Origin of the sequence: Streptomyces sp. NPDC059851 (assembly GCF_042732005.1) — a bacterium.
Classification (GTDB): domain Bacteria; phylum Actinomycetota; class Actinomycetes; order Streptomycetales; family Streptomycetaceae; genus Streptomyces.
The window spans coordinates 22,043-47,684 of the sequence record NZ_JBHWJJ010000019.1; the positions used below are offsets into that span (position 1 = coordinate 22,043).

Genomic DNA, 25,642 nt, shown 5'->3' on the forward strand with positions numbered 1-25,642 from the left:
TCCCGTTCGCCCCGTATGCGGCAATTTACCGGCACGGGTGAGCGGGTAGCGTTCGCGCCGATGACAGATACGTACGATGACCAGCCGCCGCCATCGCGCCTGGTCCCGCCCGCCGAGCGGGCCTCGCTGCCCGACGGGATCCGCTTCGCCTTCGGCACGCTCACCGTGCTGCCCGCCCGCATCACCCGCTGGGACCGGCCCGCGGCCCGCACCGGCATGGCCTGCGCGCCGCTCGCCGGCCTCGTCGTCGGCGTGCTCGCCGCCGCCGCGGGCACCCTCCTGCTGGTGCTCGGCGGCGGCCCGCTGCTCGCCGCCGCCGTCACCGTCGCCGTACCGGCCGCCCTGACCCGGGGCCTGCACCTGGACGGCCTCGCCGACACCGCCGACGGGCTGGGCTGCGCCAAACCGGCCGCCGAGGCCCTGCGCATCATGAAGCGGTCCGACATCGGCCCCTTCGGGGTGGTCGCCCTGCTCCTCCTGCTGCTGGTCCAAGTGGGGGCGCTGGCCGACGCCTACGCCGACGGCTGGGTCCGGGGTGCGTCCGCCGCGGTGGTGGCGGCCGTCACCGCCCGCCTCGCGATGACGCTGGCCTCCCGGGACGGAGTGCCGCCGGCCCGCCTCGAAGGGCTGGGCGCCGCGGTCGCCGCGGTGGTCCCGCGGACCGCGGCCGCGGTGGCGACCGCCCTCGTCACGGCCCTCGCCGCGGCCGCCGCCCTGCCGCTGGGTCCGCTCGCCGCCGCCCGGCAGGCGGCCGCGGTCCTCGTGGGCCTCGTGGTGGCGGAGCTGCTGCTGCGCCGCTGCGTGCGCCGTTTCGGCGGGGTCACGGGGGACGTCTTCGGCGCCCTGGCCGAGACTTCCGCGGCCGCCGCGCTGATCGTCCTGTCCCTGGGCTGACCGCCCCGGCCGCCCGGCGGGCACCCCGGACGCATAGGGTCGGGCCGTGGAAGAGACACCGACTCCCATCAGGGTCCTGCTCGCCGACGACCAGGCCCTGCTCCGCAGCGCCTTCAAGGTGCTCGTCGACTCCGAGCCCGACATGGAGGTCGTGGGCGAGGCCTGCGACGGGGCGCAGGCCTTCGAGCTCGCCCGGCGGACCCTGCCCGACGTGGTCCTCATGGACATCCGGATGCCCGGCACCGACGGCCTCGCCGCCACCCGCCTGATCAGCCAGGACCCCGGGCTCGCCGCCGTCCGCGTGGTCATGCTGACGACCTTCGAGGTCGACGAGTACGTCGCCTCGGCCCTGCGGGCCGGCGCCTCCGGCTTCCTCGGCAAGGGCGCCGAGCCCGAGGAGCTGCTCAACGCCATCCGGGTGGCCGCCGCCGGCGAGGCCCTGCTCTCTCCGGCCGCCACCAAGGGGCTCATCGCCACCTTCCTCGCCCAGGGCGGCGGCGCCGGGCCGGCCGCGCCGGCCGCGGAGGATGCGGACAGGCTCGCCGCGCTGACCGGGCGGGAGCGCGAGGTCCTCGTCCAGGTCGCCGGAGGGCTGTCCAACGACGAGATCGCCGGGCGGCTCCAGGTCAGCCCGCTCACCGTCAAGACCCACGTGAACCGCGCCATGGCCAAGCTCGGCGCCCGCGACCGGGCACAACTCGTCGTCATCGCCTACGAATCGGGGCTGGTCCGGCCGCGTTCCGAGTAGCCGCACCCGCCGGGCCGGGACGGGTCCGACGCGTCCACTTGTACTCGTGGGTCTACTACAGACGCGGTATGCCGTGGATAAGGACGGGACCTGGGGGCGACGCAGCGGCCTTCCGGCATGGGCGAGGCTTGAGTGCCGGCCGCGGGCTTCCGCGGACTTCGCGGCCCCGCCCAGACCGACTGCAGAGAGATACCGACGCCCATGTCCTGGCTGTCCCGATTCAGCCTGGCCCAAAGAGCGCTGATCGGCCTCGTCTCGATCACCGCGCTGCTCTTCGGCGCCATAGCCATCCCGCAGCTCAAGCAGCAGCTGCTGCCGTCCATCGAACTGCCGATGGTCTCCGTGCTCGCCCCGTACCAGGGCGCTTCCCCCGACGTGGTCGAGAAGCAGGTCATCGAGCCGATCGAGGCCAACCTCAAGGGCGTGGACGGCATCACCGGCATCACGTCCACCGCCAGCGAGGGCAACGCCCTCATCATGGCCACGTTCGACTACGGCGACAGCAGCACCAAGCAGCTCGTCGCCGACGTCCAGCAGGCCGTGAACCGGGCCCGCGTGCGCCTGCCCGCCGAGGTCGACCCGCAGGTCGTCGCCGGCTCCACCGACGACATCCCCACCGTCGTCCTCGCCGTCACCTCCGACAAGGACCAGCAGGCGCTCGCCGACCAGCTGAACCGCAGCGTCGTCCCCGTCCTGGAGGACATCAAGGGCGTCGGCCAGGTCACCGTCGACGGCGCCCAGGAGATCCAGGTCACCGTCACCCCGGACAACGCGAAGCTCGCCGCGGCCGGCCTCGACGGCGCCGCCCTCGCCCAGGGACTCCAGGCGGGCGGCGCTGCCGTGCCCGCCGGCTCCTTCGACGAGGAGGGCAAGAACCGGACCGTCCGCGTCGGCGCCGGCTACAGCTCCCTCGCCCAGGTGGAGGACCTCCGCCTGAGCCCCGGCCCCGGCAAGCAGGCCGTCCGCCTCGGCGACGTGGCCGTGGTCAAGCAGGAGCCCGCCAAGGCCGTCTCGGTCACCCGCACCAACGGCAAGCCCAGCCTCGCCCTCGCCCTGACCATGGACAAGGACGGCAGCGCCGTCGCCATCTCGGACGCCGTCGAGGAGAAGCTGCCCGAGCTGCGCACCTCACTCGGCTCCGGCGCGGAGCTCACCGTCGTCGCCGACCAGGGACCGCCGGTCGCCAAGTCCATCTCCAGCCTCACCACCGAGGGCATGCTCGGCCTGCTCTTCGCGGTGATCGTCATCCTGGTCTTCCTCGCCTCGCTGCGCTCGACGCTGGTCACCGCGGTCTCCATCCCGCTGTCCGTCGTGCTCGCGCTGATCGTGCTGTGGGTCGAGGACCTGTCGCTCAACATGCTGACCCTGGGCGCCCTCACCATCGCGATCGGCCGCGTCGTCGACGACTCGATCGTGGTCCTGGAGAACATCAAGCGCCACCTCGGCTACGGCGAGGAGCGCGAGGCCGCCATCCTCACCGCCGTCAAGGAGGTCTCCGGCGCGGTCACCTCCTCCACGCTCACCACCGTGGCCGTCTTCCTGCCGATCGGCTTCGTCGGCGGCATGGTCGGCGAGTTCTTCGGACCGTTCTCCCTCACCGTCGCCGCGGCCCTGCTGGCCTCGCTGCTGGTGTCCCTGACGGTCGTGCCGGTGCTCTCGTACTGGTTCCTGCGCGCCCCGAAGGGCGTGACGGCCGGGGACGCCGAGAGCGCGGAGAAGGCGCGCCGCGAGGCCGAGGAGAAGGAGGCGAAGAGCCGCCTCCAGCGCGGCTACGTCCGGGCCCTGCACCTGGTGACCCGCCGCCGGGCCACCACCCTCGTCCTGGCCGCCGTGGTCTTCGTCGCCACCCTCGGCATGACCCCCCTGCTGAAGACCAACTTCTTCGACCAGGGCGAGCAGGCCGTCCTGACCGTCAAGCAGCAGCTGCCCGCCGGCACCTCGCTGGCCGCCTCCGACGAGGCGAGCCGCCGGGTCGAGAAGGCCCTGACCGGGGTCAAGGGCGTCAAGGACTACCAGGTCACCGTCGGCTCCTCCGGCTTCCTGGCCGCCTTCGGCGGCGGCACCGGCTCCAACCAGGCCACCTACCAGGTCGTGCTCGACGACGCCGGTGACAGCGAGGCCGTCAAGAAGCGGATCGAGGAGACCCTCGGCACGCTCGACGGCATCGGCGACACCGGCATCTCCGCGGGCGGCGGCTTCGGCAGCCAGAACCTCAGCGTGATCGTCAAGGCCGGCGACCCCGGCGTCCTCGCCCGGGCCGCCGAGCAGGTCCGGGCCGAGATGGCCACCCTCGACGACGTCACCGACGTCCAGAGCGACCTCTCCCAGTCCGTCCCCCGCATCTCGGTGACCGCCACCCCGAAGACCGCCGAGGCCGGCCTGAACCAGGCCGCGCTCGGCGGGATCGTCGCCCAGGCCGTACGGGGCACCCCCGCGGGCAAGGCCGTCCTGGACAACACCGAGCGGGACATCGTCATCAAGTCCGCGCAGCCGGCCACCACCCTGGCCCAGCTCCAGGCGCTCCCCGTCGGCCCGGCCCGGCTCGGCGACATCGCCGAGGTGAAGGTCGTGCCCGGGCCGGTGTCGATGACCCGCATCGACGGGGCCCGCGCCGCGACCGTCACCGCGAAGCCGGTCGGCGACAACACCGGCGCCATCGGCGCCGAACTCCAGACGAAGATCAGCGCGCTGAAGCTGCCCGAGGGCGCCACCGCCACCATCGGCGGCGTCTCCGAGGACCAGGGCGAGGCCTTCGCCCAGCTCGGCCTGGCCATGCTCGCGGCCATCGCGATCGTGTTCATGCTGCTGGTGGCCACGTTCCGGTCGCTGGTGCAGCCGCTGATCCTGCTCGTCTCGATCCCGTTCGCGGCGACCGGCGCCCTGGGCCTGCTGCTGGTCACCGGGACCCCGATGGGCGTCCCGGCCATGATCGGCATGCTGATGCTGATCGGCATCGTCGTCACCAACGCGATCGTCCTGATCGACCTGGTCAACCAGTACCGGGCCCAGGGCATGGGCGTCATCGAGGCCGTGGTCGAAGGCGGCCGGCACCGTCTGCGGCCCATCCTCATGACGGCCCTGGCGACGATCTTCGCGCTGCTCCCGATGGCGCTCGGCGTCACCGGCGAGGGCGGCTTCATCTCGCAGCCGCTGGCGGTCGTCGTGATCGGCGGCCTGGTCTCCTCGACCCTGCTGACGCTGCTGCTCGTGCCGACCCTGTACACGATGATCGAGCTGCGCAAGGAGCGCCGCCGCGCCAAGGGCACGGCCCCCCTGAGGGTCGTCCCGGCCCCGCACCAGGCCGGGGCCGGCGACCAGACCCCGGCCGGGGTCTGACCGGCCGACCACCCGGACGCCCGACCCGCGCGAGCGGGCCGGGCGCACCGAAACCGAAGGGCCGCCCCTCGTGGAGGGGCGGCCCTTCGGGCGTACGCGGAACCCGTACGCGGAATCCGCACGCGGAGACTGCGGGAGGCGGAGGCTACGGCAGCGCGAGCATCCGCTCCAGGGCGAGCTTGGCGAAGCTCTCGGTCTCCTTGTCGACCTGGATCTGGTTGACCAGGGTGCCCTCGGCGAGGGACTCCAGGGCCCAGACCAGGTGCGGCAGGTCGATGCGGTTCATCGTGGAGCAGAAGCAGACCGTCCTGTCGAGGAAGACGACCTCCTTGCCCTCCGGGGCGAAACGGTTCGCCAAGCGCTTGACCAGGTTCAGCTCGGTGCCGATGGCCCACTTGGAGCCGGCCGGGGCCGCCTCCAGCGTGTTGATGATGTACTCCGTCGAGCCGACGTAGTCCGCGGCGGCCACGACCTCGTGCTTGCACTCGGGGTGGACCAGCACGTTCACGCCCGGGATGCGATCGCGCACGTCGTTGACCGAGTCCAGCGAGAAGCGGCCGTGGACCGAGCAGTGCCCGCGCCACAGGATCATCTTCGCGCCGCGCAGGTCCTCGGCGGTCAGGCCGCCGTTCGGCTTGTGCGGGTTGTAGACCACGCAGTCGTCCAGGGACATGCCCATGTCGCGGACGGCGGTGTTGCGGCCGAGGTGCTGGTCCGGGAGGAAGAGCACCTTCTCGCCCTGCTCGAACGCCCAGTCCAGGGCCCGCTTGGCGTTGGACGAGGTGCAGATCAGGCCGCCGTGCTTGCCCGTGAAGGCCTTGATGTCGGCGGAGGAGTTCATGTACGAGACGGGGACCGTCGCGTCGGCGACGCCCGCCTCGGTCAGCACGTCCCAGCACTCCGCGACCTGCTCCGCGGTGGCCATGTCGGCCATCGAGCAGCCCGCCGCCAGGTCCGGGAGGACGACCTTCTGGTCGTCGCCGGTCAGGATGTCCGCGGACTCGGCCATGAAGTGCACGCCGCAGAAGACGATGTACTCGGCCTCCGGCTTGGCGGCCGCGTCACGGGCCAGCTTGAAGGAGTCGCCGGTGACGTCGGCGAACTCGATGACCTCGTCCCGCTGGTAGTGGTGGCCGAGGATGAAGACCTTGTCGCCGAGCTTCTCCTTGGCCGCTCGGGCGCGTGCCACCAGGTCCGGGTCCGACGGCGAGGGCAGGTCGCCGGGGCACTCCACCCCACGCTCGCTCTTGGGGTCGGCTTCGCGGCCGAGCAGCAGCAGGGCAAGGGGCGTCGGCTGGACGTCCAAAGGCTGGGCGGTGGTCACGACACGCACCCTTTCTGTTCTGCGACTACGAGACTTCGGTTCGACTTCTCGTCTATTTGACACTATCTATGATAGCCGGTTCACGTCACTTTGACGATGGCCATAGTGTCGATGTGACGCATTCGCCCGTGACGAACCCGTCGCCGCGCCCGGTCCTCCGGTCCGCCCCGGTGTGCGAGCATGAATGACTGAAACACGCGTCGGGTCCGGAATGAATCCGCGGCCCCCCTCGTTGCCATCGACGGCAAGAGTCCGACGTTTCCCTGCCTGAGGCGGGGAGCCGCCCCACTTCGGGAGTGAATGCAGATGTCCGTACAGGACGACAAGACCACTGTGAGCGACGGCATCCTCCTGTCCGACGCCGCCGCCGAGAAGGTCAGGAGCCTGCTGGAGCAGGAGGGCCGCGATGACCTCGCGCTCCGCGTCGCCGTCCAGCCCGGTGGCTGCTCCGGCCTGCGCTACCAGCTCTTCTTCGACGAGCGCTCCCTCGACGGGGACGTCGTCAAGGACTTCGGCGGCGTGAAGGTCGTCACGGACCGGATGAGCTCCCCCTACCTCCAGGGCGCCTCGATCGACTTCGTCGACACCATCGAGAAGCAGGGCTTCACGATCGACAACCCGAACGCCACCGGCTCCTGCGCCTGCGGCGACTCCTTCAGCTAAGCCCCAAGCCCGAGCGGCGGGACCCCGGCCCGATCCGGGGCCCGCACGGGGCAGCGGCAGGCCCCCGGCACCTACGCGGCGCCGGGGGCCTCGCCGCATCCGGATGCAGATGCGGATGCGGGAGCGCACGGGCCGGCCACTGCCGGGGAGCGGCGCCTGCCTCAGGCCTCAGCCGGGGAGCAGGCTCCGCACTGGATGTTCCGCGGCGCGTGCGATCCCGGATCGACCATGACGGTCACTCCGAGCCCGTGCGGGCAGACTCGGCGAGGCCGCTTGCCGGGCCGGCGCTCGACCCGCCACGCGCTCCAGCTCGCCACCAGGTCCTGGTACCGAGGGTCGACCCACACTCCTCGTGGCCCCTCTTGAGGGTCTTCACTCACCGCAACTCCTCACGCGCGGAACGTAGTCACCCGACTGTAGGGGGAGTGGAACAGATCGAGCGCCGGGTCACGTGGCGCTCGCCGCGGCCGGGTGCTCCAGTGCGCGCATGAGCTGCCGGATGATCCGGGCGAGGCCGCGGGCGTGGTTCCAGTTCGGGTGGGGGCCGGACCCCAGCGGGCCGACCGCCGCGAAGTACTCCCATTCGGCGAGAGCCGCGAACGCCCCGGCGGGGCGCTGCTCCGAAGGCGTCTCGCAGAGGGTGTCGTGGAGCTTCTGCCCGCAGGTGATCAGGGCGTCGAGGAGCGCCGCGACGCCCTCCGGACCAGGCCGCTCCCCGTATGGGGCGAGCGCCCGGGCGACCAGGGCGGTCGCTCCCACGTGATCCTGCGGCATACCCATGCCGGTGCTCCCTGCCGTCGTCAGCGGGTGGTGGTGCGACGACGGTAGGGGGCGGTGCGTAGCGGCAGGGGCAGGGATTGTGCCCCTTGCCTCAGGCCGTCAGAAGACCGAGGCGCTGCGCCAGTTCGGAGGCTCGGCGGCGTCGGGACGGGCTCTTCGCCTCGGCCTCTTCCAGGATGATGCGGCGGGCATAGCCGTTGTACTGCACGGTCTCCGGCGCGGTCTCGTGGGCCTGCGCCAGCGTGGCCAGCGCCACGTCGGGCTGGGCGTCGAGGTGGTAGCCGCGCGCCTGCTCGATCCGGTGTCGGGCCCGCCGCGGCCGGGACGGAATCGCTTCGGCCTCCGCGCGGGCGGCCTGCCGGGCCGACTCCCGGCCCGCACGCAGCTCGACCGCCACCGTGACCGCGTGCGCGCCGATGACCGCCCGCGAGAACGACGTCACCGGGTGGTAGTACGCCTCCGGCAGCGACTCCGCGAGCGAGCGGGCCTCATCCCAGTACCGCCATGCCGTGCCGGTCTCCCCGCGCTTCGCGGCCGTCAGGCCGGCCTCGACGGTCAGGGCGCCGGCCACGGCCCGTACATCCGTGCCGGCATCGGGGAGCAGCGGCTCCAGGTATCGGAGGGTCTCCAGGGTGATGGCGTCCGCGGCGTCGTACGCCCCGCTGTCGCGGTGCGCGTGGGTGGTGAGCCAGGCGGCCAGGCCCAGCGCATGCGGGTCCTCGGAGTCCTGGGCGGCCATCATGCCCCGCTCGGCGACCCGCCAAAGGAGCGGCGCGTCAGGCTGGTAGGCGCAGAAGAACTGCGCGAGGGCGTACACCTCGGCCAGCCTGGCCTGGGCGGCCTTGCGGTCGGCGATCGTCCTGGCCTGCCGGACGGCTGCCTGCGCGTCCCGGATCAGGTCGGGCAGCAGCGCGCCCACCACCTCACGGTGGTTCGGCGCCGAATGCCGGGCCGACCACGCCCGGGCGAGGCGCGCCTCAAGGTGGGCGGTGGAGGGCGCCTCCCGGCCGCCGGTGACCGGGAATGCGTTCAGGGCCTCGCGGACGGCGGCGAACCGCGGGTGCCCGGGGCCGGTGAAGAGGTCGGCGCGCATGGACTGGTTCCCGGTGAGGTCGGACAGGTCCCGAACGCGCAGCACTTCGGCGATCCTCAGGATGACCGGCAGGGCGGGTGTCTTCAGCCGGCCGGTCTCGACTGCCTTGACCCACGAGCCGGACCGGGCCACGAGGCCGCCGAGCTGTTCGCGGGTGAGCCCGCGGCGCTGGCGGAGGATCTGCATTCTCTGGCCGAACACCAGCGGGTCGGCGTACGGGTCCGGGGTAGCGTCGGTGGACATAGCGGCCTTGCCCCTCTCCTAGCAGCTCGTCACCGACAGGGTAGGGGGCAGGGCCCCATCCGTGTGATCCAGAACGCACAACCCGCCTGCCCGGACCGAAGGACGAGAGGGTATGCGGCGTGGGCCGGAGGGCATTCGGTGCGCGATCCGCCCTGCCGAGGCGTGAGAAGGAGAACCAGTGGCTGACGACCTGTCCGCGGTGGCGCACTTCCTGTACGAAGCGGGGACGCTCAAGCACGCCCGCCGCACGGGCTGGTGGATGGCGGGGGTCAACGACCCCGAGAGCGTCGCCGAGCACTCGTGGCGCACCTCGGTCATTGCGTCAGTCATCGCCACGCTGGAGGGCGCCGACCCGGCGCGGGCGGCCTTCCTCGCCGTCTGGCACGACACCCAGGAGTCCCGCACCGGGGACGTCAACCACCTGGGCAAGAAGTACGCGGCCGGTGCCGACCCGCAGGCCGTCACGGCCGACCAGACCGCGGGCATACCCGAGGCGTTGGCGTCGGCGATCCGGGACCTGGTCGCCGAGTACGAGGCCCAGGACTCGCCCGAGGCGGTCTGCGCCCGCGACGCCGACAAGCTGGAGTGCCTGCTCCAGGGCATCGAGTACAAGGCCCAGGGATACGAGGCCGCCCAAAGGTGGATCGACAACAGCCGTGCCAGGCTCACGACGGGGACCGGGAAGCGGCTGGCCGAGGAACTGCTCGGCCAGGGCACGCTGGACTGGCTGCGGGCAGCCATGGGCGAGAAGGGCTGAGTCCGCGGCGAAGGTGCGCGGTCCGTCCGCAGCCCGGCGCGCGCTCCGGTTCCCCGCGACGACGCCCCGGGCCCCGGCGGCTCGGAGGGACGCGGGGGCGGGGCGCAGGTGCACGAAGGCCCCCTGGAAACCGTCAACTGCCGTCGTTCCAGGGGGACTTCGCCGTATGCACCGTATGCACCGCATGCGTGCGCGGGGCGGTTACTGGCGGGGGAGGGGCTTGGCCGTGGTGGCGTCGATGACCTTGCGGTCGCCCAGGGGCTGCTTCAGCGTCGCCGTGACCGTCATCTCCTGGGCGATCATGATGCAGGCGCGGCCCGGCTCGTTCGGGGTGTCGGTGATCCGCACCATGACCGACCCGGCCTCCTCGCGGGCCTCCAGCGCGTAGGTGCTGCACACCCCGCCCCAGAAGTTCACCGTCAGCTTCCGGTCGGCCTCCGTGTACGAGAACCCGGGCACGGTCCGACCGGCGCCCGTCGGGGCCGGCTGCGCCGGGCCGCCGTCGCTGCCCGGGGCGCCCGCCGCGGCGGACTGGACCACCGTGTGCCCGGGCGCGCCGTCCTTGCCCGCCACCTCGAAGTGCCAGGCCGGTACCAGGCCCCGCGTCCCGTTCACGGTCCCGGGGGCCAGCCCGAGCACCGCGCCCTTCACGGTCTCGGTCCGCGGCGGCTTGATCGGCCGCGGCTCGGGGTTGCACGGCATGGGGTCCGACGGCCCCGGGACGTCCGTGGTCAGTGGGACGGAGGTCGCGCAGCCGCTCGGGCCGCGGTCCGCTCCGCCGCCCCCGCCCGAGGCCCGGTTCAGCCGGTCGAGGGCCTCCGCCGCCCCGACCACCGGCTGCTCGCCGGCCCGGGCCGGCTCCTTCAGCTCGCCGCCGCCGGCCACGACCTGGCCGTCCGCGCCCACACTGATCTTGGTGGTCCAGCCCTGCGTGGGCAGTCCGTCGAGCACCGGGTCGGCGGTCACCACGCGGACGGAGCCCTGCACGAGGCGGGCGTCCAGCCGGGCCCCGCTCTGGCCCACCGCCGCCAGGACCGGGGCGGCCGCGGCCTTGGCGGCCTGCTCGCTCACCGGGCTGCCGCCCCCGCCCGCGGCGGGCTTGCCGCCGCTGCCGTCCGCGCCCTGGGGCAGGGTGGCGGGCCCGCAGGTGTCCTTGCCGCGTTGGCAGTCGTCGCCCGCGCCGCCGCCCGAGTGGAAGCGGGTGAAGGTCCAGCTGCCGGGCGCCTTGCGGCTCACCGTGAGCCGGGGCCCGAAGCCGTCGGCGCCCTCCCCGACCAGCCAGGTCTCACCGCTGGGCCGCGGGGCGCCCGCGAGGCCGAGGGCCGCCGCGAGCCGGGCGGCCTCCTCCGCGGTGACCTCGCCGGTCGCGGCGTACGACGGCGCGGTCGCCGGGGCGGCCGGTAGCTCGACCGCCGCCCGGTACGTCACGCCGCTGCCCCGGGGGTCCGGCTCCCCGGGGGCGATGCCCGGCCCGGAGGGGCTCGGCGCGACACGGGGCGCCGCGGCCGCGCTGTCCCCCGTACGGCCGCCCGCCCGGCCGTCGCCGTACGCCGTCGACGCCCAGTACGCCGTGCCGCCGCCCGCGAGCAGGACGGCGGCCGCGATCGAGCCGATGGCCCAGGCCGGCCGCCGCCGTGTGCCGCGTGATGTGTCGGGTTGTTCGGTGGTCACCGCATGCTCCTTCGCCCGTACCGCCGTGGCTGGCTGATGCGGGTGTGACGGAACAGAGGCGAAACCGGTTCCGCCCGCGCCCTAATCGCCGTACTGGGCGGTGGAAGCGATGAGCCGGGCCGAGGCGGGCGGAACGCTGATCCCGTGGATCTGCGAGGGCGCCACCCTGACCGGCCGCGGGTCCGCCGGAACCGCCCAGTGCGGGGCCATCCTGGCGCAGTCCCCCAGCAGCCGTGCAAACCCCGGCCGCGTGTCGGACGCGTACTCTCCGTAGCCGAATCCATCGGTGTAGGTCATGGGGGCACGGTAGGCTCGGGCCGCCGGGCGAAGAAAGACCTACTACGGGGTAGTTTCGTGGGGTCGGCGGCAGGGCCGTTGTCCGGGTAGCGTTGACTGTCACCCTTGCCTTCCTCGCAGGAGCATCCACGCCGTGCGTATCGCAGTCACCGGCTCCATCGCCACCGACCACCTCATGACCTTCCCCGGCCGCTTCGCCGACCAGTTCGTCGCGGACCAGCTGCACACGGTCTCCCTCTCCTTCCTCGTCGACAACCTCGACGTCCGGCGGGGCGGTGTCGGCCCGAACATCTGCTTCGGCATGGGCCAGCTCGGCCTCCGCCCGGTCCTGGTCGGCGCGGCCGGGTCCGACTTCGACGAATACCGTGCCTGGCTGGACCGGCACGGCGTCGACACTTCTTCCGTGCGGATCTCCGAGGTGCTGCACACCGCGCGCTTCGTCTGCACCACCGACGCCGACCACAACCAGATCGGCTCCTTCTACACGGGCGCGATGAGCGAGGCCCGCCTCATCGAGCTGAAGGCCGTCGCGGACCGCGTCGGCGGCCTCGACCTCGTCCTCATCGGCGCCGACGACCCCGAGGCGATGCTCCGCCACACCGAGGAGTGCCGTACGCGCGGCATCCCCTTCGCCGCGGACTTCTCCCAGCAGATCGCCCGCATGGACGGCGACAACATCCGCACCCTGATGGACGGGGCGACGTACCTCTTCTCCAACGAGTACGAGAAGGGCCTCATCGAAACGAAGTCCGGCTGGTCCGACGCGGAGATCCTCGGCAAGGTCGGCACCCGCGTCACCACCCTCGGCTCGCGCGGCGTCCGGATCGAGCGCGCCGGCGAGGAGACCATCACCGTCGGCTGCCCCGAGGAGACCGCCAAGGTCGACCCGACCGGCGTCGGCGACGCCTTCCGCGCCGGCTTCCTGGCCGGCCTCGGCTGGGGCGTCGGCCTGGAGCGCGCCGCGCAGGTCGGCTGCATGCTGGCCACGCTCGTCATCGAGACGCTGGGCACCCAGGAGTACACCCTGGCCCGCGCCCACTTCATGGAGCGCTTCACCAAGGCGTACGGCGAGGACGCCGCCGCCGAGGTCCGCGAGCACCTGGCCGCGTAGTTCCGGCCACGACGGGACGGGACGGGACGGGGTGGGGCGGGGCCGCGGCGGCGACGGGGGCCCCGGCCCGGCCCCGGTAGCCGCCGCACCCCTCGGCCGCGGCCGCGTCCCGTCAGAGTTCGCGGCGGACGGTGTACGCCGTCCCCGTCGGGCGGGGGGACTCGCCCAGGTAGGTCTGGCCGCGCATCGAGCACCACGCCGGGATGTCCAGCCGGGCCACCTCGTCGTCCGACAGGACCGTGACCGTCCCGCCGACCGGGACGGTGCCGATGGCCCGGGCCAGCTCGATCACCGGCTGCGGGCAGAGCAGGCCCAGGGCGTCGATCTCCAACGACTCGGCGACCGGGGCCCGGGGCTCCGGCTCGGGCGCGCCGAGCGTGGCCCGTACCCCGGCCACCAGGCCCGGCAGGACCTCCAGGAACCCGTTGACCTCCTCCGCGGTCGTCCCCCGCGGCAGGGAGACCCGTACGTTGCCCTCCGACAGCACGCCCATCGCCCGCAGCACATGACTCGGGGTCAGGGTGGAGCTGGTGCAGGAGGAGCCGGATGAGACCGAGTAGCCCGCGCGGTCCAGCTCGTGCAGCAGGGTCTCGCCGTCGACGTACAGGCAGGAGAAGGTGACCAGGTGCGGCAGCCGCCGTACGGGGTCGCCGACCACCTCCACGTCCGGCACCAGTCGGGCCACCCGCCGCCGGATCCGGTCCACCAGCACCCGCAGCCGCGCCGCCTCGGCGTCGGCCTCGGCCCGTACCGCCCGCAGGGACGCGGCGGCCGCGACGATGGCCGGGAGGTTGGTGAAGCCGGGGGAGCGGCCGGACTCCCGCTCGTCGGCGGGGGTTTGGGGCGAGAACCGGACACCCTTGCGGACGGCCAGCAGGCCGACGCCCGCCGGGCCGCCCCACTTGTGGGCGCTCGCGGCCAGCAGCGACCAGCCGCCCTCGACCGGGCCCCAGCCCAGCGACTGGGCGGCGTCCACCAGCAGCGGCACCCCGGCCGCCGCGCACACCTCGGCCACCTCCGCGACCGGCTGCACCGTGCCCACCTCGTGGTTGGCCGACTGCAGACAGGCCAGTGCGGTCGAGGGGGTCAGCGCGGAGGCGTAACCCGCCGCCGAGACCGCGCCCGTCCGGTCCACCGGCACCCGGGCCGCACTGCCGCCGGCCACCTCGTGCGCCTCGACGGCGTGGAGGACAGAACTGTGTTCGACGGCCGAGAGGACCACGTGGCCGCCGGTGCGCCGGCGTCCGCCGAGGGCGCCCCCAATGCCGGAGTGAACGGCATGCGTTCCCGAAGGGGTGAACACGAGCTCGTCGGGGCGGCAGCCCACCGCCTCGGCGGCGGCTTCCCGGGCCGCGTCCAGCAGCAGCCTCGCCCGCCGGCCCTCCCGGTACAGTCGGGCGGGGTCCGCCCAGCCCTCGTCCAGGGCGGCCTGGAGCGCCTGTCGGGCCACGGGGTGCAGCGGGGCGGCGGACGCGGTGTCGAAGTACGGCATCCGATCACGCTAGCGGGAGACTGCTCGCAGGGGAGGTCAGGGGCCGTCAGATAGCCCCGGAGCCCGCCGTTCAGCGGGTGCCCACCCGTCCCCCGTACGGCGGATCCATCCCTTCGGGGGCAGTAGCGGCGCGTTGGGCACCCTCCCCGCGCGACCCCAAATAGCGTCCAGTAGGGTTTGGTCCGCATAAACATCCAAACCCCTGCCTGCGTCAGGGCCGGCGACCGACCCGAACACGGCCGCGGCCGGCCGCGCGGGCCGAGACTCTCGGGAAGGCGCTACGTGAGTCCCTACGGCTCCGACCGCTCGCCGCGGCGCCCGATGCGGCGGAAGCTGCTGCAGGCGCTGACTGCGGGCGTGGTTCTGGCGACCGCCACTGGTTGCTCGTACAACTGGGAAGACTTCCCCCGCCTCGGAATGCCCTACCCCGTCACGGAGGAGGCGCCTCGCATCCTGTCCCTGTGGCAGGGGTCCTGGGCGGCCGCTCTGGTCACCGGCATCCTGGTGTGGGGCCTGATCCTTTGGAGCGTCATCTTCCACCGGCGCAGCCGGACGAAGGTGGAGGTCCCCCCGCAGACCCGGTACAACATGCCCATCGAGGCGCTGTACACCGTGGTCCCGCTCATCATCGTCTCGGTGCTGTTCTACTTCACCGCGCGTGACGAGTCCAAGCTCCTCGCCCTCTCGAAGCCGGCGCACACCATCAACGTGGTCGGCTTCCAGTGGAGCTGGGGCTTCAACTACGTCGAGAACGTCGACGGCGACGCGGCGACCCCGAAGGGCGGCAAGGCTCCCAAGGAGCTCGCCTCCGTCCCGGACCGCTTCACCAAGGACTTCCCGGCGGGCGCCGAAGGCGTCTACGACAAGGGCATCCCGGGTGACAGGAACCCGGAGACCGGCAACCCGGGCCCGACCCTCTACCTGCCCAAGGGCGAGAAGGTCCGCTTCATCCTGTCCTCGAACGACGTCATCCACTCCTTCTGGGTGGTTCCGTTCCTCTTCAAGCAGGACGTCATCCCGGGCCACACCAACGTCTTCGAGGTCACGCCTTCCCAGGAAGGCGTCTTCATGGGCAAGTGCGCCGAGCTCTGCGGTGTCGACCACTCCCGGATGCTCTTCAACGTCAAGGTCGTCTCGCCCGAGGAATACCGGGCGCACCTGAAGGAACTGGCCGAGAAGGGGCAGACCGGCTTCCTCCCGGCCGGCATCAAGCAGACTGACCCGGCCCGGAATGCGGAGACGAACACACTGTGAGCATCCTCAACGAATCCCAGGGTGCCGCCGCCGACTCGTATGAGAACGAGCTGCCGGTACGGCGCAAGCGGCCCGGCAGCGTGGTCGTGAAGTGGCTGACCACGACCGACCACAAGACCATCGGTACGCTGTACCTGGTCACGTCGTTCGTGTTCTTCCTGATCGGCGGTCTCCTGGCGCTCTTCATGCGTGCCGAACTGGCCCGTCCGGGCACGCAGATCATGTCGAACGAGCAGTTCAACCAGGCGTTCACCATGCATGGCACGATCATGCTGCTGATGTTCGCCACGCCGCTGTTCGCCGGTTTCGCCAACTGGATCATGCCGCTGCAGATCGGCGCGCCCGACGTGGCGTTCCCGCGGCTGAACATGTTCGCGTACTGGCTGTACCTCTTCGGCTCGACCATCGCGGTGGCCGGCTTCCTCACCCCGCAGGGCGCCGCCGACTTCGGCTGGTTCGCCTACTCCCCGCTGTCGGACGCGGTCCGCTCGCCGGGCATCGGCGCCGACATGTGGATCATGGGTCTGGCCTTCTCCGGCTTCGGTACGATCCTCGGCTCGGTCAACTTCATCACCACGATCATCTGCATGCGCGCTCCCGGCATGACGATGTTCCGCATGCCGATCTTCACCTGGAACGTCCTGCTGACCGGTGTCCTGGTCCTGCTCGCCTTCCCGGTCCTGGCCGCCGCGCTCTTCGCGCTGGAGTCCGACCGCAAGTTCGGCAGCCACGTCTTCGACGCGGCCAACGGTGGCGCACTGCTGTGGCAGCACCTCTTCTGGTTCTTCGGACACCCCGAGGTGTACATCATCGCCCTGCCGTTCTTCGGCATCGTCTCGGAGATCATTCCGGTCTTCAGCCGCAAGCCGATGTTCGGTTACATCGGCCTGATCGCGGCGACGATCGCGATCGCCGGTCTCTCCGTGACGGTGTGGGCGCACCACATGTACGTCACCGGCGGTGTGTTGCTGCCGTTCTTCTCCTTCATGACCTTCCTGATCGCGGTCCCGACCGGTGTGAAGTTCTTCAACTGGATCGGCACCATGTGGAAGGGCTCGCTGTCCTTCGAGACCCCGATGCTCTGGACGATCGGCTTCCTGGTCACCTTCACCTTCGGTGGTCTGACCGGCGTCATCCTGGCCTCGCCCCCGATGGACTTCCACGTCTCCGACTCGTACTTCGTCGTCGCGCACTTCCACTACGTCGTCTTCGGCACCGTGGTGTTCGCGATGTTCGCCGGCTTCCACTTCTGGTGGCCGAAGTTCACGGGCAAGATGCTGGACGAGCGCCTCGGCAAGATCACCTTCTGGACGCTGTTCATCGGCTTCCACGGCACGTTCCTGGTGCAGCACTGGCTGGGTGCCGAGGGCATGCCGCGCCGCTACGCGGACTACCTCGCCGCCGACGGCTTCACCGGCCTGAACATGATCTCGACGATCAGCTCGTTCGTGCTCGGCCTGTCGTTCCTGCCGTTCATGTACAACGTCTGGAAGACGGCCAAGTACGGCAAGAAGATCGAGGTCGACGACCCGTGGGGCTACGGCCGGTCGCTGGAGTGGGCGACGTCCTGCCCGCCGCCGCGGCACAACTTCATCACCCTGCCGCGTATTCGCAGTGAGTCGCCCGCCTTCGACCTCCACCACCCGGAGATCGCGGCCCTCGACCACCTCGAGGACCACGGCGCCAAGGCTGTCACCGGTGCCAAGGAGGCCGGCAAGTGAAGATCCAGGGCAAGATGTTCCTCTGGCTCTCCGCCTTCATTCTGATCATGGCCGTCGTGTACGGCGTGTGGTCGAAGGAGCCCGTGGGAACCACCGCGCTCTTCCTGGCCTTCGGCCTGAGCGTGATGATCGGCTACTACCTGGCCTTCACGGCCAAGCGCGTCGACGAGATGGCCCAGGACAACCTGGAGGCCGAAGTCGCCGACGAGGCCGGCGAGCTGGGGTTCTTCTCCCCGCACAGCTGGCAGCCGCTCTCGCTGGGCATCGGCGGTGCGCTCGCCTTCATGGGTGTCATCTTCGGTTGGTGGCTCATGTACTTCTCGGCCCCGATCATCCTGATCGGCCTGTGGGGCTGGGTGTACGAGTACTACCGCGGTGAGAACCAGAACCAGTAGCGGTCACAGCAGTACCCGGCCGGAAGGCCGGTGATCCGGGGCCCGGACTCCTCGAACGGAGGAGTCCGGGCCCCTCTTTTGCAGTCACACCGCGCGCCGTATTTATCCGATTTTCATAGCGTTGGCCCCATGAAGCACTCACCGCGTCTTTGGACGGTAGTCGGCTGCTCCCTGCTGGCCGCGTCCCTCGGTGCCGGCGCCACCGCATGCGGGCCCGGCGACAACCCGCTGTCCGCCCGCCCCTACGACGCGGGCGACGAAGTCGCTTTCAACCAGGCCCAGGGCGGCCGCCCGGTCGACCACCGCCGTCCCCTCGAAGTCACCGCCAAGGCGGCCGGGGGCGTCCGCATCACCGACGTCACCGCCGTGGACAGCCTCGGCCGGCGCCTCGCGGGCGAACTCACCGCCAGGGGCGACCGCTGGCACAGCACCGCCTCCATGGCCGCCGGAACGCGCTACACGGTCACCGTGAGCACGGAGAACGCGCGCGGCGCCCCGGGGCAGCGGAGGCTGACGTTCGAGACCACTCCGGCCAAGAAGGTCCTGAAGGTCGTATTCGGCCCCGCAGACGGCAAATACGGCGTCGGACAGCCCGTCACGGCCGAACTCGACGAGGCCGTCAAGGACCGGGCCGCCCGCGCCGTCGTGGAGAAGGGGCTGGTCGTCGACACCCCGCCCGGCACAGAGGGCGCATGGCACTGGGTGGACGACAAGCACCTGCATTTCAGGCCCAAGGAGTACTGGCCCGCCCACTCCACCGTCTCCGTACGGAGCAATCTGGAGGGGGTCAAGATCTCCGACGACCTGCACGGGGCGGCCAGCAAGCCGATCGCGCTCCAGATCGGGGACCGCGTCGAGGTCCTCACCGACGCCGCCACCCACCAGATGACGTTCAAGCGCAACGGAGAAGTGATCAACACCATTCCGATCACCACCGGCAAGCCCGGCTTCTCCACCCGCAACGGGGTCAAGGTGGTGCTCGGCAAGCAGTACTTCGTCCGGATGCGCGGCGACACCGTGGGCATCAGCGGCAGCGAGAACTACGACCTGCCCGTCTACTACGCCACCCGTGTCACCTGGAGCGGTGAATACGTCCACGCCGCCCCGTGGTCCGTCGGCTCCCACGGCTACGAGAACGTCAGCCACGGCTGCACCGGCATGAGCACGGGGAACGCGGCCTGGTTCTACGAGAACATCACCGAGGGCGACATCGTGCAGGTCGTCAACAGCATCGGCGAGGACATGCCGACCTTCGGCAACGGCTACGGCGACTGGAACATGAACTGGAAGGACTGGCGCCAGGGCAGCGCCCTGCTCAAGGGCACCCAGGACGGCCGCAGCGCCGTCGACCAGACCCGCCTGCGCCCGCAGGTGTGAAGTGCCGCCCGGCCGCCCGGCACCGGTGCGCAGGGATCCGTACGCGGCCCTGCGCACCGCCGGCTCCGGCGGCCGAGCCCGCTGCGCCCGCTCCCTCTGCCGCGCCCGCTACGCGTCCAGGGACAGCCGGGCGCGCAGCAGGCGCGCCAGGGCGTCCGCGAACTCCACCGGGTCGACCGGAAGGGTCACCGCCGCATCCGCGCGGCTCCAGGTGGCCAGCCAGGCGTCCTGCGGACGACCCATCAGCAGCAGCACGGGCGGGCAGCGGAAGACCTCGTCCTTGATCTGCCGGCACACGCCCATGCCGCCGGCCGGGACGGCCTCGCCGTCCAGGACGCACACGTCGATCCCGCCCGCGTCCAGCTCGGACAGGACCGCCGGCAGCGTGGCGCACTCGGTGAACTCCACCGGCGGCAGGTCCGCGGCCGGCCGGCGTCCGGCCGCCAGGCGAACCTGCTGCCGGGTGTTCGCGTCGTCGCTGTAGACCAGAACCCGTGCAGTCGACCGCATTTCGTTCCTCCACGGTGCCGTGAATCACGTTGGTGTTGCGCGGGATGCTACTCCTCCGGACCCGGTGTCAACATCGGTTCGCACACCCTCGGGCACGGCCGGTTGATGGGCCGTTCGGGCCCTGCACGGGGTCCGGACACTCCGAACGGCACCCCCCGGCGTGAGGGCCGGATAAGCGACCGACATAATGTCGGTCGTGGCGACAGCAACGACAGTAGATACCGGGCACGCGCACCCGACGGTCAACCGACCGAACCTCGTCAGCGTCGGAACCATCATCTGGTTGAGTTCCGAGCTGATGTTCTTCGCGGCCCTCTTCGCGATGTACTTCACCCTGCGATCGGTGACGGGCACCGAGTATTGGTCAGAGCAGGCTTCGGCCCTGAATCTGCCCTTCTCGGCGACCAACACCACGATCCTGGTGCTCTCCTCCCTCACCTGCCAGCTCGGCGTCTTCGCCGCGGAGCGCGGCGATGTGAAGAAGCTCCGTACGTGGTTCATCATCACGTTCATCATGGGCGCGATCTTCATCGGCGGCCAGGTGTTCGAGTACACCGAGCTGGTCAAGCACGAGGGCATGTCGCTCTCGTCCGGCCCGTACGGCTCGGTCTTCTACCTGACCACCGGCTTCCACGGCCTGCACGTGACGGGCGGTCTCATCGCCTTCCTGCTGGTCCTCGGCCGGACGTACGCCGCCAAGAGGTTCACCCACGAACAGGCCACGTCGGCCATCGTCGTGTCCTACTACTGGCACTTCGTCGATGTCGTCTGGATCGGCCTCTTCGCGACGATCTACCTGATCAAGTAGCGAGCACGTCACCGGGCCAGAGCCCGGCACCGACAGCCAGAAACACCGACGCAGAAGATCCTGACACCGGGGTAATCCGTGAAAAAGCTCTCCGCACGACGACGCCATCCGCTGGCGGCGGTCGTCGTTCTACTCCTCGCGCTGGCGGCCACTGGGGGGCTGTACGCCGCCTTCGCCCCTGCGGGCAAGGCGCAGGCCGAAGAAACCGCCCAGTCCCTCGCCATCGAGGAGGGCAAGAAGCTCTACGCCGTGGGTTGCGCAAGCTGCCACGGAACCGGCGGTCAGGGAACCACTGACGGCCCCAGCCTGGTAGGCGTCGGCTCCGCGGCCGTCGACTTCCAGGTGAGCACGGGCCGTATGCCGGCCCAGCAGCCCGGCGCCCAGGTGCCGAAGAAGCCCAACATCTACTCGCAGGCGCAGATCGACCAGCTGGCGGCGTACATCGCGTCGCTCGGCGCCGGTCCGATCACGCCCACCGCGAAGCAGTACGACCCGGCCGGCGCCGACGTCGCAAAGGGTGGCGAGCTGTTCCGCAACAACTGCGCGCAGTGCCACAACTTCACCGGCGAGGGCGGCGCGCTGACCGACGGCAAGTACGCCCCGAACCTCGAGGACGTCTCGCCGAAGCACATCTACGAGGCCATGCTCACCGGCCCGCAGAACATGCCCTCCTTCCCCGACAGCACGATGCCGGAGAAGCAGAAGAAGGACATCATCGCGTACCTCCAGAACGTGAACGGCGAAAAGTCGGTCAACCCCGGCGGTCTGAAGCTCGGCGGCCTCGGCCCCGTCTCGGAGGGCCTGTTCGGCTGGATCTTCGGTCTGGGTGCGCTGATCGCTGTCGCCGTCTGGGTCGCGGCCCACACCGCTAAGGCCAAGAAGTCATGAGTAGCCAAGACATTCCCGAAGAAAAGCACCTGCCGAGCGAGCAGGGCGACGAGCACCACGCCGGTGTAGCGGTCGCGGACGACCCGTTCGCCGACCCGGGCCTGCCGGTCCACAAGCCGCGCATCCAGGACATCGACGAGCGGGCCGCGAAGCGCTCCGAGCACACCGTGGCGCTGCTGTTCACGGTCTCGATGCTGGCCACCGTCGCGTTCATCGTGGCGTACGTGGTCATCCCGGTCGACAAGATCGTGTTCATCTTCCCCTTCGGGAAGATCAGCGCGCTCAACTTCGCCCTGGGCATGAGCCTCGGTGCGGCCCTCTTCTGCATCGGCGCGGGCGCGGTCCACTGGGCCCGCACCCTGATGTCCGACGTCGAGGTCGCCGACGACCGCCACGAGATCGCGGCCTCGCCCGAGGTCAAGGCGAAGGTCATGCAGGACTTCGCCGACGGTGCGAACGAGTCGGGCATCGGCCGCCGTCCGCTGATCCGCAACACGATGCTCGGCGCGCTGGCCATGCTGCCGCTCTCCGCCGTCGTGATCATGCGCGACCTGGGCCCGCTGCCCGAGGACAAGCTGCGCCACACCCTGTGGGCCAAGGGCAAGCTGCTCATCAACCAGAACACGATGGAGCCGCTGCGTCCCGAGGACGTTCCGGTCGGTTCGCTCACCTTCGTCATGCCCGAGGGCCTGGAGGAGGACGCGCACGACTTCAACAACGAGATCGCCAAGGCCGCCCTGATGATCGTCCGCATCCAGCCGGAGGACATCAAGGACAAGCGGGAACTCGAGTGGTCCCACGACGGCATCGTCGCCTACTCGAAGATCTGCACCCACGTCGGCTGCCCGATCAGCCTGTACGAGCAGCAGACGCACCACGTGCTCTGCCCGTGCCACCAGTCCACCTTCGACCTCTCCGACGGCGGCCGCGTCGTCTTCGGACCCGCCGGCCACGGCCTTCCGCAGCTGCGCATCGGCGTGAACAGCGAAGGCTTCCTTGAGGCGCTCGGCGACTTCGAGGAGCCCGTCGGTCCTGCATTCTGGGAGCGCGGATGAGTACCGCCACTGACACGAAGCGCAAGGCGCCCGCCGGCGAGCGCGTGGCTGACTGGGCGGACGGCCGCCTGGGCATCTACAGCCTCGCCAAGGCGAACATGCGCAAGATCTTCCCGGACCACTGGTCCTTCATGCTGGGTGAGATCTGCCTCTACAGCTTCATCATCATCATCCTCACGGGTGTGTACCTGACGCTCTTCTTCCACCCGAGCATGAACGAGGTCGTGTACCACGGCTCGTACGTGCCGATGCAGGGCGTCCGGATGTCCGAGGCGTTCGCCTCGACGCTGGAGATCAGCTTCGACGTCCGCGGTGGTCTGCTCATCCGGCAGATCCACCACTGGGCCGCGCTGATCTTCGTCGCCGGCATGATCGTGCACATGATGCGCGTCTTCTTCACCGGCGCGTTCCGCAAGCCGCGTGAGGTCAACTGGGTCTTCGGCTTCCTGCTGCTGGTCCTCGGCATGTTCACCGGCTTCACCGGTTACTCCCTGCCGGACGACCTGCTCTCGGGCACCGGTGTCCGCTTCATGGAGGGCGCGATCCTGTCCGTGCCGGTCGTCGGCACGTACATCTCGTTCTTCCTCTTCGGCGGCGAGTTCCCCGGCAGCGACTTCGTCGCCCGGTTCTACTCGATCCACATCCTGCTGCTGCCCGGCATCATGATGGGTCTGCTGGTGGCCCACCTGATCCTGGTCTTCTACCACAAGCACACCCAGTTCGCGGGCCCCGGCAAGACGAACAACAACGTCGTCGGCATGCCGCTGCTGCCGGTCTACATGGCCAAGGCCGGAGGCTTCTTCTTCCTGGTCTTCGGTGTCATCGCGGCCATCGCGGCGATCGCCTCGATCAACCCGATCTGGGCGCTCGGCCCGTACCGCCCGGACCACGTGTCCACCGGTGCGCAGCCCGACTGGTACATGGGTATGCCGGAAGGCCTGATCCGTGCCATGCCCGGCTGGGAGATCAACCTGTGGGGCCACACGCTCGTCCTGGGCGTGTTCATCCCGCTGGTGCTCTTCCCGCTGGTCCTGGGCGCGATCGCGGTGTGGCCGTTCATCGAGTCCTGGGTCACCGGCGACAAGCGCGAGCACCACATCCTGGACCGCCCGCGCAACGCCCCGACCCGCACGGCCTTCGGTGTCGCCTGGATCGCGGAGTACATCGTGCTCCTCATCGGCGGTGGCAACGACATGTTCGCGCAGTACTTCCACCTCTCGATCAACAACATCACCTGGTTCGTGCGGATCGGCTTCTTCGCCGTCCCGGTGATCGCGTTCATCATCACCAAGCGCATCTGCCTCGGCCTGCAGCGCCGGGACCACGACAAGGTGCTGCACGGTCGCGAGACCGGCATCATCAAGAGGCTGCCGCACGGTGAGTTCATCGAGGTCCACGAGCCCCTGGACCAGGCCAAGCTGCACACGCTCACGGCGCACGAGCAGTACAAGCCGCTGGAGCTCGGCCCGACGGTCGACGAGAACGGCGTCGAGCGGAAGCCGAAGATGATGGAGAAGCTCCGCGTCAAGCTGAGCCAGGGCATGTACAGCGCCGACAACCAGATTCCGAAGCCCACGGTGGAGGAGTACAAGGAGATCCAGAGCGGCCACGGCCACCACTGATCCCGCATGAGGGTCTGATTTCGGTCAGTCCCGGTGTCGCCCACGGCGAGAGCCCCGTCCAGGGTCTGGACGGGGCTCTTTGCCGTCTGCCCGGCCTGGATAGGCTGAAGACCTTCCCATTCGACTGTGGACCCTCAGGAGCGGACCATGAACGTTGTGACCCCGGCAGGCGGCGACAGCGTGGCGGCCCGGTCCTGGCCGGCCGTACTGGACGCGCTGCTCTCGGGCCGGGACCTGCACGCCGAGGACACGGCGTGGGCCCTGGACCGGATCATGCGCGGTGAGGCCACCGACGCCCAGATCGCCGGTTTCGTGGTCGCCCTGCGGGCCAAGGGGGAGACGGTCGAGGAGATCAACGGTCTCGTGCGGACCATGTACGCGCACGCCAACCTGATCGAGGTGCCCGGCCGGACGGTGGACATCGTCGGCACCGGCGGCGACGGGGCCAAGACCGTCAACATCTCGACCATGTCCTCCATCGTGGTGGCCGGCACGGGCGCCAAGGTGGTCAAGCACGGCAACCGGGCCGCGTCCTCGGCGAGCGGCGCCTCCGACGTGCTGGAGAAGCTCGGCGTCAACCTGGACCTCACGCCCGAAGGCGTGGTGCGCGTGGCCGAAGAGGCCGGCATCACCTTCTGCTTCGCGGTGAAGTTCCACCCGGCACTGCGGCACGTGGCCACGGCCCGCCGGGAACTGGGCATCCGGACCACCTTCAACTTCCTGGGGCCGTTGACCAACCCGGCGCGGGTCCGGGCGCAGGCCACCGGCGTCGCCGACGCCAGGGTGGCGCCCATCGTGGCGGGCGTGCTCGCGGACCGCGGCTCCTCCGCCCTGGTGTTCCGCGGTGACGACGGCCTGGACGAGCTGACCACGACGGCGACGTCCCGGGTGTGGTGGGTGCGCGACGGGCACGTGCAGGAGCAGGCCTTCGACCCGCGCGACGTGGGCATCGACCTGGTGGACGTCGCCGAACTGCGGGGCGCGGACGCCTCGTACAACGCGGACGTCGCCCGGCGGCTGCTGGCCGGCGAGACCGGCCCGGTGCGCGACGCCGTGCTGCTGAACTCGGCCGCCGCCCTGGTGGCCCTGGACCCGGGCAGCGGCTCCTTGGAGGAGCAGGTCCGGGCGGGCGTCGAGCGCGCCGCGGAGGCCATCGACTCCGGCGCCGCGCGGGCCGCCCTGGAGCGGTGGGTGGCCGCCAGCAACGCCTGACGACCTGACGGATCGTTTTCGGCCAAGACCCCGGTCCGGCATGCGGACCGGGGTCTTGTGCGTGCGGGATCTTGTGGCAGGATGACTGACCAGGTCACGAGTGACAGCGTTTCGGCCCCGGCTTGCTGTCCGGCAACCCTCCTTCCGTGGCGGGGTGCCCCGGGTGATGACCAGGCTGTGGACAGCAAGGTCCGCGGCAAGCGCGGATCCCTCGACACCAGGGGTCCTGGTCTTCGAGGAGCGTTTTCCGTGAGCAAGCGAATGCGATAGGGCGGCTCCGCCCCTCCTTCCCCCCTCGGACCGCGGCCCTTTCCCCCTGCGTACCCGGTCAGCCGCGTGCGCCCCGGCCCGTGCTCCGAGGCATTTCCCCGTCCGCCGGACGGCCGCAGCG

22 protein-coding genes and 1 riboswitch are annotated in these 25,642 nt (G+C 70.7%); of the genes, 15 read left to right on the plus strand and 7 right to left on the minus strand.

Going from position 1 to position 25,642, the window contains the following annotated elements:
* The first annotated feature begins 60 nt into the window (after positions 1-60).
* The 3 genes from ACFV7Q_RS09250 to ACFV7Q_RS09260 all read left to right on the plus strand — a co-directional run bounded on the left by ACFV7Q_RS09250 (position 61) and on the right by ACFV7Q_RS09260 (position 4,978).
* Positions 61-894, plus strand: a complete 834-nt coding sequence (locus ACFV7Q_RS09250; protein ID WP_385425703.1) for an adenosylcobinamide-GDP ribazoletransferase — start codon at positions 61-63, stop codon at positions 892-894.
* Between the two features lie 46 nt (positions 895-940).
* The gene (locus ACFV7Q_RS09255; protein WP_385425706.1) at positions 941-1,642 is read left to right on the plus strand and encodes a response regulator; all 702 of its coding nucleotides are present in this window, start codon (positions 941-943) and stop codon (positions 1,640-1,642) included.
* A gap of 201 nt (positions 1,643-1,843) precedes the next feature.
* A complete protein-coding gene (locus ACFV7Q_RS09260; protein WP_385425709.1) occupies positions 1,844-4,978 on the plus strand; it encodes an efflux RND transporter permease subunit in 3,135 nt (1,044 codons plus the stop codon).
* Between the two features lie 145 nt (positions 4,979-5,123).
* Here ACFV7Q_RS09260 and nadA read toward each other — a convergent pair whose 3' ends face one another.
* Positions 5,124-6,311 (minus strand): quinolinate synthase NadA, encoded by a 1,188-nt coding sequence (nadA, locus tag ACFV7Q_RS09265; RefSeq protein WP_385425712.1) that lies wholly within the window; start codon positions 6,309-6,311, stop codon positions 5,124-5,126.
* Positions 6,312-6,608: 297 nt separating this feature from the next.
* Here nadA and ACFV7Q_RS09270 point away from each other — a divergent pair, with 297 nt between their 5' ends.
* Positions 6,609-6,965 carry an iron-sulfur cluster assembly accessory protein gene (locus ACFV7Q_RS09270; protein ID WP_360632526.1) on the plus strand — a complete coding sequence of 119 codons (357 nt, stop codon included), beginning with the start codon at positions 6,609-6,611 and terminating at the stop codon, positions 6,963-6,965.
* Between the two features lie 447 nt (positions 6,966-7,412).
* On the opposite strand, the gene ACFV7Q_RS09275 is transcribed toward ACFV7Q_RS09270, so the two are convergent.
* Positions 7,413-7,745 (minus strand): DUF6415 family natural product biosynthesis protein, encoded by a 333-nt coding sequence (locus ACFV7Q_RS09275; protein ID WP_385425715.1) that lies wholly within the window; start codon positions 7,743-7,745, stop codon positions 7,413-7,415.
* Positions 7,746-7,836: 91 nt separating this feature from the next.
* Positions 7,837-9,081 (minus strand): helix-turn-helix domain-containing protein, encoded by a 1,245-nt coding sequence (locus tag ACFV7Q_RS09280; protein ID WP_385425718.1) that lies wholly within the window; start codon positions 9,079-9,081, stop codon positions 7,837-7,839.
* A 178-nt stretch (positions 9,082-9,259) separates the two neighbouring features.
* Here ACFV7Q_RS09280 and ACFV7Q_RS09285 point away from each other — a divergent pair, with 178 nt between their 5' ends.
* A complete protein-coding gene (locus tag ACFV7Q_RS09285; protein WP_385425720.1) occupies positions 9,260-9,838 on the plus strand; it encodes an HD family hydrolase in 579 nt (192 codons plus the stop codon).
* A 201-nt stretch (positions 9,839-10,039) separates the two neighbouring features.
* On the opposite strand, the gene ACFV7Q_RS09290 is transcribed toward ACFV7Q_RS09285, so the two are convergent.
* Positions 10,040-11,509 carry a hypothetical protein gene (locus tag ACFV7Q_RS09290; protein WP_385425723.1) on the minus strand — a complete coding sequence of 490 codons (1,470 nt, stop codon included), beginning with the start codon at positions 11,507-11,509 and terminating at the stop codon, positions 10,040-10,042.
* Positions 11,510-11,590: 81 nt separating this feature from the next.
* On the minus strand, positions 11,591-11,806 hold the full coding sequence (locus tag ACFV7Q_RS09295) for a hypothetical protein (RefSeq protein ID WP_385425726.1): 216 nt from the start codon (positions 11,804-11,806) through the stop codon (positions 11,591-11,593).
* A 133-nt stretch (positions 11,807-11,939) separates the two neighbouring features.
* Between ACFV7Q_RS09295 and ACFV7Q_RS09300 the strand changes: the two genes are divergently transcribed.
* Positions 11,940-12,917: a carbohydrate kinase family protein gene (locus ACFV7Q_RS09300; RefSeq protein WP_385425729.1), complete on the plus strand. Its 978-nt coding sequence runs from the start codon at positions 11,940-11,942 to the stop codon at positions 12,915-12,917.
* A 112-nt stretch (positions 12,918-13,029) separates the two neighbouring features.
* Here ACFV7Q_RS09300 and ACFV7Q_RS09305 read toward each other — a convergent pair whose 3' ends face one another.
* The gene (locus ACFV7Q_RS09305) at positions 13,030-14,409 is read right to left on the minus strand and encodes a cysteine desulfurase/sulfurtransferase TusA family protein (RefSeq protein WP_385425732.1); all 1,380 of its coding nucleotides are present in this window, start codon (positions 14,407-14,409) and stop codon (positions 13,030-13,032) included.
* A gap of 282 nt (positions 14,410-14,691) precedes the next feature.
* On the opposite strand from ACFV7Q_RS09305, the gene coxB reads away from it, so the two are divergent.
* The 4 genes from coxB to ACFV7Q_RS09325 all read left to right on the plus strand — a co-directional run bounded on the left by coxB (position 14,692) and on the right by ACFV7Q_RS09325 (position 19,156).
* A complete protein-coding gene (gene coxB, locus ACFV7Q_RS09310; protein WP_385425735.1) occupies positions 14,692-15,663 on the plus strand; it encodes a cytochrome c oxidase subunit II in 972 nt (323 codons plus the stop codon).
* Complete coding sequence (gene ctaD / locus ACFV7Q_RS09315) at positions 15,660-17,384, plus strand: cytochrome c oxidase subunit I (protein WP_385425738.1); 1,725 nt, start codon at positions 15,660-15,662, stop codon at positions 17,382-17,384. Before coxB ends, ctaD begins: the two co-directional genes overlap by 4 nt.
* Positions 17,381-17,779, plus strand: a complete 399-nt coding sequence (locus ACFV7Q_RS09320; protein WP_385425741.1) for a cytochrome c oxidase subunit 4 — start codon at positions 17,381-17,383, stop codon at positions 17,777-17,779. The genes ctaD and ACFV7Q_RS09320 overlap by 4 nt, the downstream gene beginning before the upstream one ends.
* Before the next feature lie 129 nt (positions 17,780-17,908).
* Positions 17,909-19,156: an Ig-like domain-containing protein gene (locus ACFV7Q_RS09325; protein WP_385425744.1), complete on the plus strand. Its 1,248-nt coding sequence runs from the start codon at positions 17,909-17,911 to the stop codon at positions 19,154-19,156.
* A 108-nt stretch (positions 19,157-19,264) separates the two neighbouring features.
* Here ACFV7Q_RS09325 and ACFV7Q_RS09330 read toward each other — a convergent pair whose 3' ends face one another.
* Positions 19,265-19,666 (minus strand): hypothetical protein, encoded by a 402-nt coding sequence (locus ACFV7Q_RS09330; protein ID WP_360632573.1) that lies wholly within the window; start codon positions 19,664-19,666, stop codon positions 19,265-19,267.
* Positions 19,667-19,853: 187 nt separating this feature from the next.
* Here ACFV7Q_RS09330 and ACFV7Q_RS09335 point away from each other — a divergent pair, with 187 nt between their 5' ends.
* The 5 genes from ACFV7Q_RS09335 (at position 19,854) to trpD (ending at position 25,251) form a co-directional block, all read left to right on the plus strand.
* The gene (locus ACFV7Q_RS09335; RefSeq protein ID WP_385425747.1) at positions 19,854-20,474 is read left to right on the plus strand and encodes a heme-copper oxidase subunit III; all 621 of its coding nucleotides are present in this window, start codon (positions 19,854-19,856) and stop codon (positions 20,472-20,474) included.
* Between the two features lie 78 nt (positions 20,475-20,552).
* Positions 20,553-21,362 carry a c-type cytochrome gene (locus ACFV7Q_RS09340; protein WP_385425750.1) on the plus strand — a complete coding sequence of 270 codons (810 nt, stop codon included), beginning with the start codon at positions 20,553-20,555 and terminating at the stop codon, positions 21,360-21,362.
* Positions 21,359-22,417, plus strand: a complete 1,059-nt coding sequence (locus ACFV7Q_RS09345) for a Rieske 2Fe-2S domain-containing protein (protein ID WP_385425753.1) — start codon at positions 21,359-21,361, stop codon at positions 22,415-22,417. The genes ACFV7Q_RS09340 and ACFV7Q_RS09345 overlap by 4 nt, the downstream gene beginning before the upstream one ends.
* Positions 22,414-24,039: a cytochrome bc complex cytochrome b subunit gene (locus tag ACFV7Q_RS09350; RefSeq protein WP_385425756.1), complete on the plus strand. Its 1,626-nt coding sequence runs from the start codon at positions 22,414-22,416 to the stop codon at positions 24,037-24,039. Before ACFV7Q_RS09345 ends, ACFV7Q_RS09350 begins: the two co-directional genes overlap by 4 nt.
* Positions 24,040-24,186: 147 nt before the next feature.
* Positions 24,187-25,251: an anthranilate phosphoribosyltransferase gene (gene trpD / locus ACFV7Q_RS09355; protein WP_385425759.1), complete on the plus strand. Its 1,065-nt coding sequence runs from the start codon at positions 24,187-24,189 to the stop codon at positions 25,249-25,251.
* A 92-nt stretch (positions 25,252-25,343) separates the two neighbouring features.
* Positions 25,344-25,460, plus strand: a riboswitch (SAM riboswitch).
* Positions 25,461-25,642 lie beyond the last annotated feature (182 nt).